At 30.2% G+C, this 21200-nt stretch carries 23 protein-coding genes; 17 read left to right on the top strand and 6 right to left on the bottom strand.

All coding sequences use genetic code 11. The features are described from left to right. Positions 1–2 precede the first annotated feature (2 nt). Together trxB and F754_RS0100870 are read left to right on the top strand one after the other, a co-directional pair. Positions 3–947 carry a thioredoxin-disulfide reductase gene (trxB, locus tag F754_RS0100875; RefSeq protein ID WP_023648030.1) on the top strand — a complete coding sequence of 315 codons (945 nt, stop codon included), beginning with the start codon at positions 3–5 and terminating at the stop codon, positions 945–947. Positions 948–988: 41 nt separating this feature from the next. Further along, complete coding sequence (locus F754_RS0100870) at positions 989–2011, top strand: NAD-dependent epimerase/dehydratase family protein (protein WP_023648029.1); 1023 nt, start codon at positions 989–991, stop codon at positions 2009–2011. Here F754_RS0100870 and F754_RS0100865 read toward each other — a convergent pair. After that, the gene (locus F754_RS0100865; RefSeq protein WP_023648028.1) at positions 2003–2659 is read right to left on the bottom strand and encodes an NAD(P)H-binding protein; all 657 of its coding nucleotides are present in this window, start codon (positions 2657–2659) and stop codon (positions 2003–2005) included. The genes F754_RS0100870 and F754_RS0100865 overlap by 9 nt on opposite strands. Then, positions 2659–3858 carry a pyridoxal phosphate-dependent aminotransferase gene (locus F754_RS0100860; RefSeq protein ID WP_023648027.1) on the bottom strand — a complete coding sequence of 400 codons (1200 nt, stop codon included), beginning with the start codon at positions 3856–3858 and terminating at the stop codon, positions 2659–2661. Before F754_RS0100860 ends, F754_RS0100865 begins: the two co-directional genes overlap by 1 nt. A 35-nt stretch (positions 3859–3893) precedes the next feature. Here F754_RS0100860 and uvrB point away from each other — a divergent pair, with 35 nt between their 5' ends. The 5 genes from uvrB to pgsA are packed head-to-tail and all read left to right on the top strand — an operon-like array spanning position 3894 to position 9630. Further along, positions 3894–6065, top strand: coding sequence for an excinuclease ABC subunit UvrB (uvrB, locus tag F754_RS0100855; RefSeq protein ID WP_023648026.1), 2172 nt, complete (start codon positions 3894–3896; stop codon positions 6063–6065). After that, positions 6047–6799, top strand: coding sequence for an SDR family oxidoreductase (locus F754_RS0100850; RefSeq protein ID WP_023648025.1), 753 nt, complete (start codon positions 6047–6049; stop codon positions 6797–6799). Before uvrB ends, F754_RS0100850 begins: the two co-directional genes overlap by 19 nt. Then, complete coding sequence (locus tag F754_RS0100845) at positions 6796–7221, top strand: dihydroneopterin aldolase (RefSeq protein ID WP_023648024.1); 426 nt, start codon at positions 6796–6798, stop codon at positions 7219–7221. The genes F754_RS0100850 and F754_RS0100845 overlap by 4 nt, the downstream gene beginning before the upstream one ends. Beyond that, positions 7208–9043 carry an excinuclease ABC subunit UvrC gene (gene uvrC, locus F754_RS0100840; protein WP_023648023.1) on the top strand — a complete coding sequence of 612 codons (1836 nt, stop codon included), beginning with the start codon at positions 7208–7210 and terminating at the stop codon, positions 9041–9043. Before F754_RS0100845 ends, uvrC begins: the two co-directional genes overlap by 14 nt. 2 nt (positions 9044–9045) lie before the next feature. Then, complete coding sequence (gene pgsA, locus F754_RS0100835; protein WP_023648022.1) at positions 9046–9630, top strand: CDP-diacylglycerol--glycerol-3-phosphate 3-phosphatidyltransferase; 585 nt, start codon at positions 9046–9048, stop codon at positions 9628–9630. On the opposite strand, the gene F754_RS0100830 is transcribed toward pgsA, so the two are convergent. Continuing rightward, entirely contained in the window at positions 9627–10508 is an 882-nt protein-coding gene (locus F754_RS0100830; protein ID WP_023648021.1) for a branched-chain amino acid aminotransferase, read from the bottom strand. The two genes, pgsA and F754_RS0100830, sit on opposite strands and share 4 nt — an antisense overlap. Before the next feature lie 71 nt (positions 10509–10579). On the opposite strand from F754_RS0100830, the gene F754_RS0100825 reads away from it, so the two are divergent. The 3 genes from F754_RS0100825 to F754_RS0100815 are packed head-to-tail and all read left to right on the top strand — an operon-like array spanning position 10580 to position 12987. Then, entirely contained in the window at positions 10580–11017 is a 438-nt protein-coding gene (locus F754_RS0100825) for a MarR family transcriptional regulator (protein WP_023648020.1), read from the top strand. Next, complete coding sequence (locus F754_RS0100820) at positions 11010–11687, top strand: response regulator transcription factor (protein WP_023648019.1); 678 nt, start codon at positions 11010–11012, stop codon at positions 11685–11687. Before F754_RS0100825 ends, F754_RS0100820 begins: the two co-directional genes overlap by 8 nt. After that, a complete protein-coding gene (locus tag F754_RS0100815; protein WP_023648018.1) occupies positions 11668–12987 on the top strand; it encodes an ATP-binding protein in 1320 nt (439 codons plus the stop codon). Before F754_RS0100820 ends, F754_RS0100815 begins: the two co-directional genes overlap by 20 nt. On the opposite strand, the gene F754_RS0100810 is transcribed toward F754_RS0100815, so the two are convergent. Beyond that, a complete protein-coding gene (locus tag F754_RS0100810) occupies positions 12965–13210 on the bottom strand; it encodes a hypothetical protein (RefSeq protein WP_023648017.1) in 246 nt (81 codons plus the stop codon). The two genes, F754_RS0100815 and F754_RS0100810, sit on opposite strands and share 23 nt — an antisense overlap. A gap of 32 nt (positions 13211–13242) precedes the next feature. On the opposite strand from F754_RS0100810, the gene F754_RS0100805 reads away from it, so the two are divergent. The 7 genes from F754_RS0100805 (at position 13243) to ychF (ending at position 19172) form a co-directional block, all read left to right on the top strand. Then, positions 13243–14016, top strand: coding sequence for a prolipoprotein diacylglyceryl transferase (locus F754_RS0100805; RefSeq protein ID WP_023648016.1), 774 nt, complete (start codon positions 13243–13245; stop codon positions 14014–14016). A 64-nt stretch (positions 14017–14080) separates the two neighbouring features. Beyond that, positions 14081–15055: an SAM-dependent methyltransferase gene (locus F754_RS0100800; protein ID WP_023648015.1), complete on the top strand. Its 975-nt coding sequence runs from the start codon at positions 14081–14083 to the stop codon at positions 15053–15055. Then, positions 15048–15806 carry a peptidoglycan editing factor PgeF gene (gene pgeF, locus F754_RS07705; RefSeq protein WP_023648014.1) on the top strand — a complete coding sequence of 253 codons (759 nt, stop codon included), beginning with the start codon at positions 15048–15050 and terminating at the stop codon, positions 15804–15806. The genes F754_RS0100800 and pgeF overlap by 8 nt, the downstream gene beginning before the upstream one ends. Before the next feature lie 7 nt (positions 15807–15813). Then, complete coding sequence (locus tag F754_RS0100790; RefSeq protein WP_023648013.1) at positions 15814–16746, top strand: ribose-phosphate pyrophosphokinase; 933 nt, start codon at positions 15814–15816, stop codon at positions 16744–16746. Positions 16747–16791: 45 nt separating this feature from the next. Further along, complete coding sequence (locus tag F754_RS0100785; protein ID WP_023648012.1) at positions 16792–17499, top strand: 50S ribosomal protein L25/general stress protein Ctc; 708 nt, start codon at positions 16792–16794, stop codon at positions 17497–17499. Positions 17500–17535: 36 nt separating this feature from the next. Beyond that, entirely contained in the window at positions 17536–18099 is a 564-nt protein-coding gene (locus tag F754_RS0100780) for an aminoacyl-tRNA hydrolase (protein ID WP_023648011.1), read from the top strand. After that, on the top strand, positions 18099–19172 hold the full coding sequence (ychF, locus tag F754_RS0100775; protein ID WP_023648010.1) for a redox-regulated ATPase YchF: 1074 nt from the start codon (positions 18099–18101) through the stop codon (positions 19170–19172). The genes F754_RS0100780 and ychF overlap by 1 nt, the downstream gene beginning before the upstream one ends. Here the strand turns inward: ychF and F754_RS0100770 are convergent. Beyond that, on the bottom strand, positions 19149–19928 hold the full coding sequence (locus F754_RS0100770) for a cytochrome c1 (protein WP_023648009.1): 780 nt from the start codon (positions 19926–19928) through the stop codon (positions 19149–19151). The two genes, ychF and F754_RS0100770, sit on opposite strands and share 24 nt — an antisense overlap. Before the next feature lies 1 nt (position 19929). After that, on the bottom strand, positions 19930–21192 hold the full coding sequence (locus F754_RS0100765; protein WP_023648008.1) for a cytochrome b N-terminal domain-containing protein: 1263 nt from the start codon (positions 21190–21192) through the stop codon (positions 19930–19932). Between the last annotated feature and the right edge of the window lie 8 nt (positions 21193–21200).

Genomic DNA, 21200 nt, shown 5'->3' with positions numbered 1-21200 from the left:
GTATGAGTGATAATCCAACAAAACACACAAAAGTGTTAATAATTGGATCCGGTCCAGCCGGATACACTGCAGCTGTTTATGCGGCTCGAGCAATGTTAAATCCTGTTTTAGTTTATGGTTCTGCACCTGGTGGACAATTAACAACAACTACTGATGTTGAAAATTATCCAGGCTTTTCAGATGTAATTCAGGGTCCATGGTTAATGGATCAAATGAGAGATCAGGCTAAAGCTGTTGGAACAGAAATGATTGAGGATCATATCTCATCGGTAAATTTAAAATCTACACCCTTTGAAGCAGTTGGTGATAGTGGTCAAAAATATACTGCAGATAGCATAATCATTTCAACTGGTGCCCAAGCAAGATGGTTGAATTTAGAATCTGAGCAAAAATTTAGAGGTTTTGGTGTTTCTGCTTGTGCTACATGTGATGGTTTTTTCTTTAAAGAAAAAGTTGTAGCAGTTGTTGGTGGTGGTAATGCTGCTGTCGAAGAAGCAATGTTTCTTACAAAATTTGCATCAAAGGTAAAACTTATCCATAGAAGAGATGAATTAAGAGCTGAAAAGATGCTTCAAAAGAAATTAATGGAAAATAAAAAAATTGAAATTATTTGGGATAGTGCTGTCGATGAAGTTATTGGTGACGGTGAACCTAAAAATGTTACAGGTATCAAAGTTAAAAATCTAAAAACTAATAATGTAGAAGAAATGAAAATTGATGGTCTATTTATTGCAATTGGTCATGACCCAGCAACAGCATTATTTAAAGAACAGTTAGATATGGATAAAGAAGGTTATTTATTAACTAAACCAGATTCTACAGAAACTAATGTCCCTGGAGTTTATGCTGCGGGCGATGTTAAAGACAAAACTTTTAGACAAGCCGTTACAGCTGCAGGAATGGGTTGTATGGCAGCATTAGAAGCCGAAAAATTCCTATCTCACTAATTCAAGATTAAAACTAAACATAAACAGAAAGAAATAATTAAATGACTGATAAAGTATTATTAACTGGTGTAAGTGGATGGATAGCAAAACATACTGCAATAGAATTATTAAATGAAGGATATGAAGTTTTGGGAACAGTTAGAAATAAGAATCTTATTGATCAAACAAAAGAAACTATAAGCAAATATGCATCAACTGATAAATTGTCATTTGTTGAATTGGACCTTTTAAATGATGATGGATGGAATGAAGCTGCTCAAGGTTGCAAATATATAATGCACATTGCTTCACCTTTTCCTTACAAAGTTTCAAATAATAGAGATAGTTTATTAGCACCTGCTGTAAATGGAACGTTAAGAGTTTTAAAAGCTGGTCTTAATGCAAATGTAGAACAGATAATTAAAACTTCTTCGATTGTTGCAATGTTTAGAAAACCAAACAGAAGTAACCCTTATACATTTGGAGAAAATGATTGGACAGATGAAAATTGGACAGAGGGGGTAACTGACTACTTTTTATCAAAAACAAAAGCTGAAAGACTTGCTTGGGAATTTATGAATAGCAAGGGATTGAAGAATAAATTTACTACTATTTGTCCTGGGGGAGTTTTTGGTGATGCACTAGATAAAAAAGGAGGAACTTCAATTGAATATGTTAGACAGTTTCTAAAAGGCAAATTCCCTGCAGCACCTAAGTGGGGAGTTTTAATTTCTGATGTAAAGGATATAGCAAAAGCACACGTTGCTTGTATTGGCAATGATAATGTTGGTGGACGAAGATTAATTGTAGGTAAAGAAGTAAAAACACTAATTGAGCTATCTCAAATAATGGCCGAAGCAATGCCTGAATATGCAAAAAAACTTCCAAAAAAACATCTTCCAAATTTTATGGTTAAATTATTTAGCTACTTGGACTCGAGTGCAAAAACAATGATTCCAGACCTTGAAATCACAATGCAAACTGACACCAGCTATGCTGAAGATTTGTTAGGATTAAAATTTAATCCTGCAAAAGGTTGTATTTCTGAGACTGCTAAATCTATTGTGAGATTAGGTTTAGTTTAAAACTAATTCAACAATTTCATTCGACTCGAAGACATTTTTTTCTAAGTTTCTATTTGCAGAACTAATCATGGCTTTTGCAACAGTTTCTGAGTGAATGGGTTTCATTTTCTTTAAAGGCCCTAAGAGCAGAGGTGATAATAATTTAAATACAAATATTCCTATTTTCTCACCCACTCTTTTTTCTTTTCTATCTCCCAACAAAAATGATGGCCTCATAATTCCAAGTTTTGGAAAATCAAGTCTTTTCAATTCTTCTTCAACTTCACCTTTAAACTTTAAATAATCTCCTGAACTTTTTGGATCAGCATATCCAGATGAGACAAAAACAAAAGAGTTTACTGAGTTTGATTTTGCAATTTGAGCAATTTGTTTTGGAACCTCAAGCTCAACCCTTCGATACTCACTTTTATCAGGTGAATTTTGCTTTGTAGTTCCAATACAAAAGAAGCAATCATCACCTCTGATGACTTCTTTGTGATTTTCTAAATTATTAAAATCAGTTTTAATTATTTCAACTTTTGGATCATTAATTTCAGGCTCTGAACGAACAAATATCTTTATTTTGTTATAATTATCATTTTCAATTAATTGATTAAGAAGATTTCCACCAACCAAACCGGATGAACCAAAAACTAAGGCAGTCTTCATTAACTTAAGCTTTTACAAAAAGAAGAAATTTTCTCTAAAGCTTTTTTAAGATTATCCATTGAAGTGGCATAAGAAATTCTAAAAAAACCTTCTAAGCCAAATGCAGAACCTTGCACAACTGCTATACCACTGTTCTCCAATAAAGATTGAACAAAATCAGTATCTGTTTTTAATTCATTTCCATTAGAGTCTTTTTTACCCATCAAACCTTTGCAGCTTGGAAAAACATAAAACGCACCATCAGGATTTAAACATTCAATTCCATCAATTTCATTTAACGCTTTAACAACAAAGTCTCTTCTTTCTTGAAAAGAAGTTGCTCTTTCTTTTATGAAATCTTGTGTTCCGCTCAATGCTTCAACTGCTGCTGCTTGACTAATTGAAGATGGGTTAGTTGTTGATTGTGATTGAATTTTTGCAATTGCTTTAATGATATCTTTTGGACCAGCTGCATACCCTATTCTCCAACCTGTCATTGAATAAGCTTTACTTACACCATTCATGGTAAGCACTCTATCTTTCAAACTATCAATTTGAGCAATGGTGAAAAATTTAAAACCTTCATAAGTTACATGCTCATAAATATCGTCACTTAGAATTTGAACATTAGGATGTTTTTCTAAAATTTTTGCAATCTCTCTAATATCTTCTTCTGTATAACAAGCACCTGTTGGATTCGAAGGTGAATTTAATATAATCCATTTAGTTTTTGGAGTTATAGATTTTTCTAATTCAGTTGGATTAATTTTAAATCCTTGTTTTTCATTACATTCTAAAATAATTGGAGTTCCACCTGCTAACAAAACCATATCAGGATAAGAAACCCAATAAGGAGCTGGAACAATAACCTCATCTCCTTCATTAAGAGTTGCCATCATTGCATTATAGATTACATGCTTTCCTCCTGCTCCAACTGTAACTTGATCAGTTGTGTAATCTAAATTATTTTCTTTTTTAAATTTTTCTACGATTGCCTGTTTTAAAGCTGGTGTTCCATCAACTGCAGTATATTTAGTGTCTCCGTCATTAATGGCTTTAATTGCAGCTTGTTTGATATTATCTGGTGTATCAAAATCAGGCTCTCCTGCACCAAGTCCTATTACATCTTTACCAGCAGCCTTTAATTCTCTTGCTTTTTGAGTTACAGCAATCGTTGGTGATGGTTTAATCTTTTTTAAACTGTCTGATATTATGCTCATTGAAATATAATTTTAATCTAATAGTTTTATAAATAATGCAGAACACTTATCAAGATTTAATTACAGCTGTGCAGAATAAAAATCCTGCAATAAGCCCTAAACTAGAGGGTGGAAAAAAGTTTCAGATGAAAACTGATTTTAAGCCCGCAGGTGATCAACCTGAGGCTATAAAACAGTTGGTAAATGGTGCTAACAAGGATCAACTTAGCCAAGTTTTACTTGGTGTAACTGGATCTGGAAAAACTTTTACAATGGCTCAAGTTATTGAAAAAACAAATAGACCAGCGCTTATTCTTGCACCCAACAAAACATTAGCAGCTCAACTTTATGGAGAAATGAAATCTTTCTTTCCTGATAATGCTGTTGAATATTTCGTATCCTACTATGACTATTATACTCCTGAAGCGTACGTTCCACGATCAGACACTTATATTGAAAAAGAAGCGTCAATTAATGAGCAAATTGATCGAATGCGTCACTCAGCAACAAGATCACTTTTAGAACGTGATGATGTTATTATTGTTTCAAGTGTTTCTTGTATATATGGTTTAGGTTCTGTTGAAGCTTACAGTAAGATGACTTTAAGCCTAAAAACTAATTATGATTATAACAGAGAAGAATTAATTAAATCTTTAGTCGCACTTCAGTACAAGAGAAATGATCAAAATTTTTATCGAGGAACTTTTAGAGCTAGAGGTGAATACCTTGAAATTTTTCCATCTCACTTAGAAGACCGTGCTTGGAGATTAAGTTTATTTGGAGATAAATTAGAAAAGATAGAAGAGTTTGATCCATTAACAGGAGACTTAGTTAGTGAACTTAATGTAATAAAAGTTTATGCAAATAGTCATTACATCACGCCAAAACCAACTATTGAGCAAGCAATAATTAAAATCAAAAGAGAGTTAGAGGCAACATTAAAAAAATTTAAAGAACAAAATAAATTACTTGAGGCACAAAGATTAGAGGAAAGAACTAAATTTGATTTAGAAATGATTGAAGCAACTGGATCTTGTGCTGGTATTGAAAACTACTCTAGATTTTTATCAGGCAGAAAACCAGGGGAACCACCTCCTACCTTATTTGAATACTTTCCAGATAATACTTTAATTTTTGTTGATGAATGCCATGTAACAGTTCCTCAATTAAATGGAATGTACAAAGGTGATAGATCTAGAAAAAGTAATTTAGCAGAATATGGTTTTAGACTACCTTCTTGTATGGACAATAGACCTCTTAAATTTGAAGAATGGGATGCAATGAGAACACAAACAGTTTTTGTATCAGCAACACCTGGACCTTGGGAACTAAAACAAACAAAAAATAAATTTGTAGAGCAAATCATCAGACCAACAGGATTAATTGATCCACCAGTTGAGATTAGACCAGCTAAAAACCAAGTAGATGATTTAATGCACGAGTGTGTAAAAGTAATTAACAATAACTTTAGAGTATTAGTAACTACTTTAACAAAAAAGATGGCTGAAGATCTAACTGAATATCTTCATGAAAATGGCATCAAAGTTAGATATATGCACTCTGATATTGATACTTTAGAACGAATTGAGATCATGAGAGATCTAAGGCTTGGAGTGTTTGATGTTCTAGTTGGAATTAACTTGCTTAGAGAAGGACTTGATATTCCAGAATGTGCTTTGGTTGGTATTTTGGATGCTGATAAAGAAGGTTTTTTAAGATCTGAAACTTCTTTAGTTCAAACTATTGGAAGAGCTGCAAGAAATCTTGAGGGTAAAGTTATTCTTTATGCTGATAAAGAAACAAAAAGTATCAAAAATGCAATCAAAGAAACAGATAGACGGAGAACTATTCAAGTAGCTTACAATAAAAAACATAACATAACTGCAAAAAGTGTCCAAAAAGGAATTGGGGATGTTCTTGAGAGTGTTTATGAAAAAGACTATGTAAAAGTTGGAACCGATGAGAATATTGGTGGCAATCTTAAGAAGCATCTAAAAGCCCTTAATAAAAGAATGAAAGAATCTGCAACTAACCTTGAATTTGAAGAAGCAGCTAAAATTAGAGATGAAATAAGAAAACTTGAAGCCTCTGAACTAGAAATTACTTTAAATCCTAAGGTAAAAAAATATAGTTCAAAAAATAAAATGTATCCTAAAGGTAGATCAACAATGGGTCTTCCAGGTACAAGAGCACAAAAGGGTAAGAAAAAATGGAAGCAAACAAAATAATTATTACTGGTGGAGCAACCAGAATTGGTGCTGCTATTGCAAGAAAATTATCTGGTCCAAAAAAAGAAATATTAATCCATTACAATAAATCCAAATCAAAAGCAGAAGCTTTAAAAAAAGAATTAGAGAAAAGTGGTACTAAAATTTATTTGGTTAAAGGAGATTTAAGTAAAGAAATGGATGTAAATAAAATAGTTAAATTTGCAAAATCTAAATTAAAATATTTTGATTGCCTGATTAATAATGCATCTCTTTTTGAAAACGATAGATTGGATGACTTTACCACTGATAGCTGGGGAAGGCACCTAAGAACAAATTTAAGAACACCTGCTCTATTGTCTAAAGAGTTTTCTAAAAACATTAAAGGTAAAAATAACAATATTATAAACATTATAGATCAAAGAGTATTCAAACTTACTCCTTATTTCTTTTCTTATACAATAAGTAAAACTGGTCTTTATACTCTAACCAAAACAAGTGCCATGAACTTTGCTCCAAAAATTAGAGTTAATGGAATTGCTCCAGGTCCAACAATTAAGAATAAAAGACAAAGTGATAAACACTTTAAAAAACAGTACTTAGCGACACCTTTAAAGAAACAGGTAGATGTAAATGAAATTTGTAATGCAGTTGACTTTTTCATTAAAAACAGCTCTATTACAGGACAAGTTTTAGCAATTGACAGTGGTCAAAACCTTAATTGGCAAACACCAGATGTAATAGGTAAAGAATGAAAAAAAATAATTTAAAAATTGTTAAAATAGATAAAAATAAAAGTTTATTTAACTATGAAAAAAAAATTCTAATCAAAGAATTAACTTTAGATTTAAAACTTGGATATTATGATTTTGAAAAAGAAAAACCTCAAAAAGTTAAATTTAGCTTAGAGATTGATTACGAAGATAAAAAACCAACAAGTGATAAAGATATCAAATCCATTGTAAATTATGGACAAGTTGTAAAATTAATCAAAAAACTTACTAAAAATAAGCATTACAATTTTTTAGAGACACTTGCAGAAGATGTTTTTGATGTCTTATTTAGAGATAAACGTATTGGCAAAATAATGTTGCAGATTGAAAAACTTGAAATTTTAAAAGAATGCACCTCTGTTGGTATTCAAATTACCAAAAAAAGAAGTCATGAAAAGCTCTGAACTTGGAAAAGAAGTAATTAAAAAAGAACTTCCTCTAATTCCTAAAAGCCCTGGTGTTTATAGAATGCTAAATCATAAAGATGATATTCTTTATGTTGGTAAAGCTAAAAATCTTCCTAATAGATTAAAAAGTTATGTAGCTGAAAAAAATCACATCATTCGAACAGAAAGAATGTTATCTCAAACCTTTAAATTAGAGATCACAACTACAGCAAATGAAAGTGAAGCTTTACTTTTAGAGGCTAATTTAATCAAAAAACATAAACCAAAGTTTAATATTTTACTTAAAGACGATAAGTCATTTCCTTTCATATTTATTGGTGAAAAAGAACAATGGCCTAGGGTCATGAAGCATAGGGGTAAAAAAGAAAAAGAAGGGTTTTACTTTGGTCCTTTTGCATCTGCAGGAACTGCTAATTGGACTATTAAAATGCTCCAAAAAATATTTCAATTGAGAGTATGTGATGATGGAGCTTTTAAAAATAGAAAAAGACCTTGTATACTTTATCAAATAAAGAGATGCTCAGGTCCTTGTGTGGGTTACATAGATAAATTTGATTATAAAAAAACTGTAGACCAAGCAATTCTGTTCGTATCGGGCAAATCAAGAGATATACAAAAAAATCTTTCTAAAGAAATGGAAGTAGCAAGTGATGAACTTGATTTTGAAAAAGCTTCAATTTTTAGAGATAGAATAAAATCTCTTAATATAATTCAATCGTCACAAAGAATTAATGAAGCAAACCTAGTTGATGCTGATGTAATTGCTGGATACAAAGAGTCTGGTAAAGCTTGTATTCAAGTATTTTTTTATAGATCAAAACAAAACTGGGGAAACCAGGCTTACTTTCCAAAACATGATCCAGATCAAGAAATTTCAGAAATCATGACGTCTTTTTTAATGCAATTTTATGAGAATAAAACTGTTCCTAAATTAGTTATTATCAATAGTGATATTAAAGATAAGAAACTAATAGAAGAAACTTTAAGTAAAAAAGAAGGAAATACTATTTCCATCAATACCGCTAAAAAAGGTACTAAAGCAAAAGTTGTGGCAATGGCTGAAAAAAATGCAAAAGAGTCATTAAATAGAAAACTTTATGAAACAAATAATAATAAAAATTTATTTGACGGTGTTGCTAAAAAATTTGATCTAAAAAATGTCATCAATCTTGTTGAAGTTTATGACAACAGCCATATTTCAGGAACTAATAGTGTTGGTGCTATGGTTACTTTTGGTAATGAAGGATTTGTAAAAAAAAGATATCGAAAATTTGATATTAAGACTAAAGGTGCAGAACAAGATGACTTTGCTATGCTTAAAGAAGTGTTATCTAGAAGATTTAAAAGAGCAATTTTAGAAAAAGGAAATTACTTAACATTACCAGATTTAATACTAATTGACGGTGGTAAAGGCCAATATTCCTCAGCAAAAGAAGTACTAGATGAATTGGGCCTTCATGATCTTCCAATGATTGCTATTGCAAAAGGTAAAATGAGAAATAGTGGAGATGAAACATTTTTCTACAATGGTAAAAGCTATAAATTTGAAAAAAATGATCCAACTTTATTCTTCATGCAAAGACTTAGAGACGAAGCACATAGATTTGCAATTACCTCTCATAGAGCGAAAAGGGCTAAAGGATTATCAAAATCATTATTGGATCAGATCGAGGGTATAGGAGCTATCAGAAAAAGGGCTTTATTAAACCATTTTGGATCTGCAAGATCTGTTGAGTCTGCTAGTTTTGATGAAATAAAGTCTGTAGAAGGTGTTGAGGAAAAAGTTGCAAAAAAGATATATAACTTTTTTCACGAATAATTATGCTTAAAAAAATTCCAAACATATTAACAATTGGAAGGATAATAATTGTCCCCTTCTTTGTTTTAGCCTTTTATCTTCCTGGTTTTTATGGAGATTTAACAGCACTAATATTATTTATAGTAGCCTCATTTACTGATTTTTTAGATGGAATGTTAGCACGTATGCTTGGAGAAGAGTCTAAATTGGGAGAGTTATTAGACCCAATTGCAGATAAAATTATTGTGGCTACCGCATTAATCTTATTAGTAATGGATGGTACCATTAGACACTATGAAGTTATTGCTGCAATAATTATTCTTACACGAGAAATATTAATTTCTGGTTTAAGAGAATTTTTGGCTAAAGGACAAATAAAACTTCCAGTATCAAATCTTGCAAAATTAAAAACTATTTTACAAATGGTATCAATTGCTTTTTTGCTTTCAGGAGATACAGGAAATAAAATTATTAACTTTCAAGATTATAATGCTCAAACAATTGGCATTATACTTCTTTGGCTTTCTGCATTTTTAACTCTTTTTACTGGTTACGATTATATGCGCAAAGGAATAGATCACGCAATATCAGAGGACAACAAAGATTAAGCGGCTTTTTTCTTTCTTACCAAAGCTTGATAACTTTCATTCAAATCAATTATAGTTTCACATACCTTAAATTGATTTTCTGCAATACAAGATACGGGCGTTACCTCTGCAGCTGTACCAGTTAAAAAACATCCTACAAAACTAGAGAGTTCAGATGGGCTTATTTTTCTTTCATGGACTTTAATATTTTTAGATTTTGCAATTTCGATAACAGTTCTTCTTGTTATACCATCTAAAAAAGAGTCTGGAATAGGAGTATGAATTTCTCCATTTTTATCTTTGAAAAAAATATTCGCTCCAGTCGCTTCAGCAACATTTCCCTCATGATCTAACATTAACGAATCTGTGTATCCTTCTTTTTCTGCTTCATGTTTTGATAATGTGCAGATCATATAAAGACCTGAGGCTTTTGTGTCCCACGGTATTGTATTTGGAGCAGGTCTTCGCCAATTTGAAATATTCAGTTTTATCCCCTCCACTTTAAGTTTCGGATCAAAATAAGAGCCCCATTCCCAAGTAGCAATAGCAACATGAATTTTTGTTTGTTGTGCAGAAATTGCCATCATTTCACTTCCTCTCCAAATCGTAGGTCTCACATAACCATTTTTTACATTTTGAACTGAAATAATTTTATTACAGGCATCGTTAATTTCCTTTTCAGAGTAAGGAATCGTCATTCCCATTATTTCTGCTGAATAAAAAAGTCTTGAAGTGTGTTCCTCTAATTTAAATATCGAACCATCATAAACTCGTTCGCCTTCAAAAACACAGCTAGCATAGTGAAGCCCATGATTTAAAACATGTATCTTAGCATCAGCCCAGTCCACTAGCTCACTATTATACCAAATTTTTCCAGTTCTTTTATCGTAGGGTACCATGTATGAAAATTTTTTAATTATATATGAAAATTATCTTTGTATCTTTAATATGTCAATATAACTTACCTATAATGAAAGAACTTTTATATTTAAAGGACGAACAACTAAAAGATTTAATTGAAAAGTTATTTGTTAGCTATAGAGAAACATTTTCAGATGCAAAAAAGATATTAGATAGACATTCTATAGGTTTAGCTCACCATAAAGTTATTCATCTTTTATCAATGTACCAAGGAATTTCTATTTCTGAGCTTTTAAAACGATTAAAAGTAACAAAACAAAGCCTAAACAGAGTGCTTAAAGATTTAATCAAATTAGAAATTGTAACTTTTAAAAAGGATGATCAGGATACAAGAGTGAAACATGTGTTTTTGAATGAAAAAGGAAAAAAAATATTTAATGAAATTTTCGATTTACAAAAAAAAAGGATTTATAACGCATTACTTAATTCAAGTTCTGAGGAAGTGATTAATTTTGATAATGTATTAAGTAAAATTATTAATGGATAAATTTATTGCTCATATCTTGGTTGTTGATGATGATGATGGAATAAGGTCTTTAGTAAAAAAATACTTAAATGAAAATAATTTTTTGGTCACAACTGCTGATAGTTCTGAAGATGCATCAGAAAAAATTAGTATTATTAAATTTGATTTAATAATTTTAGATATAATGATGCCAGGAAAGAGTGGATTAGAATTTATTAAAGATCATAAAAAAAAGTTAGGCACTCCTATTATCCTTTTGACTGCTAAAGGAGAAGCAAATGAAAGGGTTGAGGGTTTAGAGACTGGAGCTGATGATTATTTGCCAAAACCATTTGAACCAAAAGAGTTAATTTTAAGAATTAAAAATATTTTAGATAAAACTTTAAAAACTGAACAAGTCAGAATTATCAAATTTGCAAATATTAAAATAGATTTAAATAAACTTTTAATCTTAAAAAATGAAAATGAATTTAAGATTAACAATACTGAAAAAATAATTTTAGAGAAAATGATTAACAATCCTGGTAAAACATTTTCAAGAGAAGATATAGGTCAATTAATTCAGCTTGATAAAGAGAGATCTATAGACGTAATTATCACAAGATTACGAAAAAAAATAGAAATTGATCCTAAGAATCCAAAATTTTTACAAACAATAAGAGGTGCTGGGTATGTTCTCTGGATTGAGTAACTTTTTAAAAAATATACTTCCTAAAAGATTATTTTATAGAGCTCTTCTAATTGTTGCTGTACCTGTGTTGGTTCTTCAATTAGTTATAACAATAGTATTTTTTGACAGTCTTTGGATTAAGACAAATAAAGGAATGACCAGATCATTAATTAATGAAATAAATTTATTTGTTGAAGTTTACGATAAAAAAAAAATAGATAAAGAAGAATTAAAAAATCTATTTTCTCTTTTTATGGATCTAAACATAGAACACGTTGTTAACAAAGATTTTAACAGCGAGTATAATGAGAGAAAATTTAGTCCAATTGATCGAACTTTGAGAAGAGAATTAAAATCAAACTTTAATCATGGTAAATTTTGGTTTGACACTACTAACTACAAAGAATTAATTGATATAAGAATTCAATATGAAGATGGATACTTTAAATTTTTAGTACCCAGAGATAGAGTAACAAGTTCATCAGCTAGAATATTTGCACTCTGGATTACTGTTCCAGCAATAATAATGATAATAATTTCACTAATATTTTTAAAAAATCAAACTAGACCAATTACTAACCTTGCGCGAGCAGCAGAACGATTTGGCAAAGGTGAGGAAATAGAAGAGTTCAAACCCTCTGGAGCACTAGAAATAAGACAGGCAGGTCATGAGTTTGACAAAATGAGAAAAAGAATACTTCGACATTTAAATCAAAGAACTGAGATGCTTTCTGGCATAAGTCATGATTTAAGAACTCCACTTACAAGGATGAAACTACAAACTGCTTTCATCAAAGATAAAGATTTAGCTAACAAATTAACAGAAGATATTAATGAAATGGAAAAAATGCTTAATGAATATCTTCAATTTACAAGTTTATCTTACGTTGAAAAAGATGAAATGTTTAACTTATCAGAATTAATAGCGGATGTTATTGGTAAATATAATAATGAAAATATTCAAAAAGATTTGTCACCAAGAGCTTATATAAATGGTAGAAAAAATTTAATTAATCGATGTTTAAATAATCTAATTGATAACGCGCTAAAATACTCAAATAAAGTTGAGGTAAAACTGTTAAAAGAAAATACTAATTTATTAATTTCGATCGAAGATGATGGCTCTGGTATCCCAGAAAAAGAATATGATAATGTTTTTAAACCTTTCTATAAAATTGATAAAGGAAGAACAGAGTCGAAGTCAAGTGTGGGTCTTGGACTATCTATAGCATCAGATATTGTTAGATCTCATGGTGGAAATATTATGCTAGGAAAATCTAAAATGAATGGATTAAGCGTTAAGATTTATTTGCCCGTTTAGTTTTTTTCTTTGTCTCAAATTTTTTTATTTTATTTTCCAAATTTTCTACACGTTTAGATAATACATCAAATTCATCTTTGCTAACAAGCTTCATTTTAAAAACAATTTCGTCTCTTTTAGATTTTAAAATATTGAATAGCTCTGAACTAAGATCTTTTGAGGAAATAATACCTTGTTCAAAAAGTTTGCCAAGTTTATTAATTATAAATTTAGAATTATTCATATTTAAGATATATATTATAAGTATTATTTAAAATGTTCATCAATAATTTTGACCCAGTTGCTTTTCAAATTATGTCATTTGAAATTAGATGGTATTCTTTAGCTTACATTTTAGGGATTGTTATTGGTTGGGTTTTATGCAAAAAAATATTTATCAAAAACTCAGATATAAGTGAAAAATTTGATGACTATATCACTTACCTAATTATTGGAATTATTTTAGGTGGCAGAATAGGCTACATAATATTTTATAACTTTTCTTATTACTTAGATAATATTTTCGATATTTTTAAAATTTGGCAAGGTGGAATGTCATTTCATGGTGGGTTACTTGGTGTAATTGCTTCAAGCTATATTTTTGCAAAAAAAAATAATCAAAATCCATTCTTTTATTTAGACCAAGTGTCATTAGTAGCGCCAGTTGGAATATTCTTTGGAAGATTAGCTAATTTTATAAATTCAGAACTATATGGTACGGTTTCTAGTGCACCTTGGTCAGTTATTTTTATTAAAATAGACAATTTATCAAGACACCCCTCACAACTATATGAAGCAATTTTAGAAGGGGTAATTTTATTTTTAATATTAATTTATTTTATAAATAAAGATTATTTAAAAAAACCTGGTTTAATTTCAGGATTATTTTTAATTTTTTATTCTCTGTTTAGATTCTTTGTCGAATTTTTTAGAGTACCAGATGAGCAAATAGGCTATTTATTTTTAAATTTAACAATGGGTCAGATAATTAGTTTGGTGTTTGCTTTGACTGGTATAACTCTTTTTTACCTTAAAAATGAAATCAAATAAAAAAGATTTACCCTTAGATCAATTTATAGAATTTGCTCTCTACGACAAAGATAACGGATATTACATGAAAAAAAATCCTTTTGGCAAAGAAGGTGACTTTATCACTGCCCCTAATATTACAAGACTCTTTTCGGAGATAATAGCAATATGGGTGTTGACCTTTTGGAAAAGTATTGGATCACCAAAAAAATTTAACTTATTGGAGCTCGGCGCCGGAAATGGGGAGATGATGAAAGTTATTATTGAAACATTAAAAAATTTCCCAGAAAGTTTTAATAATTGTAATTTTCAAATACATGAAAAAAGTGAGCTTATGAAAAAAAAACAACAATTAAATTTAAAATCTGAAAAAATAGCTTGGATAGATGATATAAAAATGAATAATTCATATCCAACAGTGTTTTTAGCAAATGAATTTTTTGATGCACTACCAATTAAACAATTTTTTAAAAGAGAAGGAGAATGGGTTGAAAGATTTGTTAATCTTAAAACAGAAAAAAAAGCTGAATTTAAAGAACAGCCAATAAATATCAAAAATATCGAGCAAGACTTAAGCTTTGACATTTCAAAAGATCAAGAAATTATTGAATATTCACCAAGTTCGTTTGAATATTTAAAAGATATTTCTAGTTTAATAAAAAAAAATGACGGTGGTATATTAATAATTGATTATGGCTATTTAAATTTAAAGATGGAAGAAACTCTGCAAGCTATCAAAAATCATAAATATTCGAATATACTAGAAAATATTGGGGACTCTGACATAACATATAATATTAACTTCAATTTATTTAAAAGATTTATTGACCAATTTGATGATTTAAATTCTATAATTAGTAATCAAAAAAAATTTTTAACAAGCATGGGGATTATACAAAGAGCAGAAATAATAAGTGAAAATATACCTTTCTCAAAAAAATCAGACTTATTTTACAGAATTAGACGTCTTATAGATGAAAAACAAATGGGTGAACTATTTAAAGTAATGTTAATAAAAAAGAGTAATAATAATTTTAAAACAGGTTTTGAAATTGATTAGATCAAAGAAGTTAACAAGAGATAAAAATGTTAAACATGGTTTTTTTAATAGCATTGGGGGTCAATCTAAAAATATTTATAAGAGTTTGAACTGTGGGCCTGGCTCATTAGATAATAAAATAAATGTTAAAAAAAACCTTCAGATAGTAAGAAAAAAAATTAGCAATAAAGCAAAAAATATCTTTTTGCTTCATCAAGTTCACAGCAATAATTTCATATTTATTGATAAAAAATATAATAATAAAAACAAACCAAAAGCCGATGCTATAATTACAAATCAAAGAAATCTCCCTATCGCTGTTTTGACTGCTGATTGCGCTCCAATATTAATTTATGATGATAAAATCAAGATGATAGCCGCAATACATGCTGGTTGGAAAGGTGCTTTTAAAGGCATAATAAATAAAGTAATTAAATTTATGATAAAAAAAGGTTGTGAACTGGAAAATATTACTGCCGTTGTAGGTCCCTCTATTTCTTTACAAAATTATGAAATTAAACAAGACTTTAAGAGAAAATTTATTAAAAAAGATAAAGAAAATTATAAATTTTTTAAGAAAAAAAAAAGTAAATTATATTTTGATTTAACTAATTACATATATAGTTCTCTAAAAAAAATTAAGATTAAAAATATAGATATTTTAAATATTGATACATTTGATATAAAAAATAAATTTTTCAGTGCAAGAAGAGCTTTAAAATTAAAACATAATGATTATGGTAGAAATATATCAATAATTATGCTTAATTAGGTTTTTAATGAAATTATTATCCGGTAATAGCAACAAGCCTCTTAGTAAAAATATTGCAAAATATTTAAAGTCTAAATTGGTGAACTCCAGTATTAGAAACTTTTCTGACGGAGAAATTTATGTTGAGATTAATGAAAATATTAGAGGGAATAGTATTTTTATTATTCAATCAGTTTCATCACCTGCTAATGATAATCTTATGGAACTTTTACTTTGTATAGATGCATTAAAAAGATCATCTGCAAAAAATATTACAGCCGTTATTCCTTACTTTGGATATGCAAGACAAGACAGAAAAGTTGTCCCAAGAACCTCTATCTCTGCAAAACTTGTATCAAATCTAATTACCAAAGCTGGTGCAGATAGAGTTGTGACAGTCGATTTACATGCTGGTCAAATTCAAGGTTTTTTTGATATTCCAGTTGATAACTTATTTGCAACACCGATATTTGCAAGACATGCAAAGAAAAAAATAAAAAATAAAAACATCATTTGTGTTGCACCTGATGTTGGTGGCACTGAAAGAGCTAGAGCTCTAGGAAAACTTTTAAATGTGGGGCTTGCAATAGTTGATAAAAGAAGACCAAAACCAGGTCAATCACAGGTTATGAATGTGATAGGAGATGTTAAAGGTAAAACTTGTGTAATTGTAGATGATATTATTGACTCAGGTGGAACAATAGTAAACGCAGCAAAAGCACTTAAAGATAGAGGCGCAAAAGAAGTTTACGTTTATATAACGCATGGGGTACTAAGTGGTGAGGCTGTGAAAAAAATTAAAAATTCTGTAATCAAAAATTTGGTAATTACCGATACAATTGATAACAGTAATAAAATTAAAGGTGCTAAAAACATTGAGGTTCTGCCAATTTCAGCCTTAATGGGTGAAGCAATCAAAAGGATATCAAATTCAACATCTGTTTCAGATTTATTTAAATAATTACCTTGAGTTATTAAAGAACTTGGGCTAAAAACCCATGATTTTATGATTTCATTAGACGCAAACATTAGGAATACAAAAACCAAAGGAGAGTTAAGCTCACTTAGAAAAAATGGAAATGTGCCAGCAGTAATTTATGGTGGTGAAGCACAAAATGAAACTATATCTATTTCTAAAAAGTTGTTAAAGTCTTTAATTGATAAAGAAAATTTTCTATCCAATATAGTTACTTTAAATGTTGATGGTAAACCTCAAAATGTTCTTCCAAGAGAAATTAAATACCATATTATTTCTGATGAACCAATCCATGTAGATTTTTTAAGAGTTGTTTCAGGTGTAAAAATAAGAATTGAAGTGCCTGTCAAATTTATTAATCATGAGAAATCTCCAGGTTTAAAGAGAGGTGGAGTTTTAAATATAGTAAGAAGAAAAGTAGAATTAAGATGCCCAAGTGAAAAAATTCCTGAAAGTCTAGTTATAGATCTGGATGGAGTTGACATTGGTGAAAGTTTTAAAATATCATCAATCAATTTAGAGACTGATGTAGCTCCAACAATTAGAGGAAGAGATTTTGTTATTGCAACATTGGCTGCTCCAACAGTAATGAAAGAGCCTGAAAAACCTGCTGAAGCAGAAGCTGCAGAAGGAGAAGCAGGAGCAGAAGCAGCAGCAGATGGTGAAAAACCAGCAGCAGAGGGTGAAAAACCAGCAGCAGAGGGTGAAGATAAGAAAGCTGCTGAAGAAAAAAAATAAACTGCCAAAGTTAGAAATACTATCCATTAAAAAAATATGCTTTTATTCGTAGGCTTAGGCAACCCAACTCCTGATAGCGAAAATAATAGACATAATGTAGGTTTTAAAATTATAGACTCAATCAATAAAAAATTTGGCTTATCAAAACAAAAACCAAAATTTAAAGGACTACTTACAACTGGCAATGTTAGCGATCAAAAAATCTACGCTATCAAACCTCTAACGTTTATGAATAATTCAGGAATCTGTATTAGAGAGCTTATTGAATATTTCAAAATTGATGCGGAAGATGTGATTGTTTTTCATGATGATTTGGATGTAGAATTTGGAAAAATTAAAGCAAAATTTGGTGGATCAAGTGCAGGACATAATGGGATTGCATCAATTGATAAATTTATAGGTAAAGATTATTCTCGAGTAAGAATTGGCATCGGTAAACCAAAAGAAAATATAGATATAGGAGATTTTGTTCTGCAAAATTTTGAAGAGGAAGAATTAGCTGGTATAGAAAAAATCTCAAATCATATCAATGACTCAATTTCATTATTAGTTGAAAAAAAATTAGATCTATTTTCAAGCACAGTAAATAACAACAAATAATGAGCTTTAAATGTGGTATTGTTGGTTTGCCCAATGTTGGTAAATCTACACTATTCAATGCTTTAACAAATTCAAGTAAGGCTCAAGCAGCAAATTTCCCTTTCTGCACGATTGACCCAAATGTTGGGGTTGTTCCAGTACCTGATGAAAGATTAGATAATTTATCTAGAGTTTCAAAATCAAAAAAAATTATTAACACCACTATTTCATTTGTAGATATTGCTGGATTAGTAAAGGGAGCATCAAAAGGTGAAGGATTAGGTAATAAGTTTTTGTCACATATTAGGGAAGTGGATGCAATTATTCATATGATAAGATGTTTTGACTCTGATGATATTCAAAATGTCAATCCAACAGTAGATCCGATCAGAGATTTAGAAATTATTGAGACTGAAATGATGCTAGCTGACTTAGAGTCAATTCAAAAAAGATTGGAAAAAAACAATAAAAAAAATGTTGATGAAGATCAATTGAAGATATTAGAAGTGGCACTAGATTGTATTAATAATGATAAGGATATTTCAATTCTAAAATCTCAATTTGAGAGCAAACAACTTAATCAAAGTGGTTTATTATCAATAAAACCAAAAATATTTGTATGTAATGTAGATGAACAAAGTGTTCGGGAAGGCAATCAATATACAAAATATTTTATGGAAAAATTTGGTGAGAAAAATACTCTAATTGTATCTGCTGATATAGAAAATCAAATTAATGAATTGGAGTCGTCAGAGAGAAAGAATTATATGGAAATGATTGGTTTGAAAGAAACTGGATTAAATATGCTAATCCAGAAAGGATATAAAATTTTAGAATTAGATACCTATTTTACATCTGGTCCAGAAGAAACAAGAGCATGGACTATTCAAAAAAACTGTACAGCTCCTAAAGCTGCTGGTGAAATTCATACTGATTTTGAAAAGGGTTTTATAAGAGCAGAAACAGTTTCCTATGAAGATTTTGTAGAAAATGATGGATGGGTCAATTCAAAGACTAATGGGAAAATGAGATTAGAAGGTAAAGATTATATAGTTAAAGATGGTGATGTATTAAACTTCAGATTCAACACGTGACCATATTTTTTTCATACTGAAATAAACTAAGACGGTTAAAATAATTAAATAAACAATTGCTTTAAAGCCCATTTGATGTCTAGCCTCTAAATGTGGCTCTGCTGCCCACATCAAAAATGTCGTCACATCTTTTGACATTTGTTCAACTGTTGCTTTTGTGCCATCTCCATATTCTATCAGATCATCTGAAAGTGGAGCTGACATCTTGATTTTGTTTCCATACATATATTTATTATAATGAACACCTTCATCTAAAGTCATTCCACTTGGTGCATCTTCATAACCTTGAAGCAAAGAATAAATATAATCTACTCCACCACCTCTAGCTTTAACTAGAACTGACATATCAGGTGGATAAGCACCGCCGTTCGCAGCTTGAGCTGCTTTGACATTTTCATATGGCATTACAAATTTATCAGACAATTTTGCAGGTCTTTCAAACATTTCACCATCAGCATTTGGCCCATCTATTACTTCAAATGAAGCTGCTATAGCTTTGACTTCAGCTTCTGAGAACTCTGGTCCACCCTTTTCTCGTAAATTTCTATAACTTAGATATTTCATTGAGTGACAAGAAGCGCAGACTTCAGTATAAACTTGATAACCTCTTTGAAGCGAGCCTCTATCAAATTTACCAAAAAGTCCCTTAAAGCTCCAATCAGTTTTTAAATAATCAACTTTTTCAGCTGATTGTGATTGAGTAACTGTAAAAAAAAATAAGACTAGAATTGAAAATAATTTAATTAAATTCTTCACTTTATTTATCTATTCTTTCTTTATTTTTAGCCATTGCCAAATTAGGGGAGCCTCCAAGAACAGGTTCGGTTATACTTAATGGAATAGGCAATGTTTTCTCTTTAAATCCTAATACTGGTAAAATTAGTAAGAAATGAAGAAAATAATATGCAGTTGCAACTCTGGCAATTAATAAATAAAGCCCTTCAGCAGGCATAGCTCCCATGTATCCTAAAATCAAAACGTCAGCTACAAGTATCCAGTAAAACTGTTTATATAATGGTCTAAATACTGCAGATCTTATTTTTGAAGTATCTAACCAAGGTAGAACTGCTAAAATTAAAATAGCTGAAAGCATTGCAACAACTCCGAGTAATTTGTCAGGCACAGATCTTAATATCGCGTAAAAAGGTAAAAGATACCATTCTGGAACAATATGAGCTGGGGTTACCATTGGATTAGCTTCAATATAATTATCAGCATGACCTAAAATATTTGGTGAATAAAAAACAAAAAAAGCAAAAACGATCATAAACATCAGTAATGCAAATCCATCTTTAATAACAATGTATGGATGGAACGGTACTGTATCCTTTGAAGGTTTCTTTATATCAATTCCAACTGGGTTGTTATTTCCAGGAACATGTAGAGCCCAAATATGCAAAACTACTAATCCCAAAATTAAAAAAGGAATTAAATAATGAAGTGTAAAAAATCTAGTTAAAGTAGGATTGTCTACAGAATAACCACCCCATAACCAAGTAACAATTCCCTCACCCACTAATGGGATTGCACTAAATAAATTTGTGATAACTGTCGCTCCCCAGAAACTCATTTGACCCCACGGTAACACGTAGCCCATGAATGCGGCTGCCATCATCAACAAATAAATAATAATTCCAATTATCCAAATAATTTCTCGTGGAGATTTGTAAGATCCATAAAATAAAGATCTAAATATATGAATATAGACTGCTAAAAAAAACATTGAAGCACCATTTGCATGAATATATCTGATTAGCCAACCATAGTTCACGTCTCTCATGATATGCTCAACACTTTCAAAGGCCATATCAGCATGAGCTATGTAATGCATTGCAAGTGTTAAACCAGTTACAATCTGAGTTATTAAACAAAAAGTTAAAATCCCACCAAACGTCCACCAGTAGTTCAAATTTTTGGGGGTAGGATAATCCGTTAAGTGATTTGCTAAAGTTAAAAGTGGAAGTCTATCATTAAACCATTTTCCAACTTTTGATGTAGGTGTATATTCGTGATCACTCATAATATTAA

The organism is Candidatus Pelagibacter ubique HTCC8051 (genome assembly GCF_000472605.1).
Lineage (GTDB): Bacteria > Pseudomonadota > Alphaproteobacteria > Pelagibacterales > Pelagibacteraceae > Pelagibacter > Pelagibacter communis_B.
Note: the sequence above shows the minus strand (reverse complement) of the source record. Positions and strands in the feature narration are given on the sequence as shown.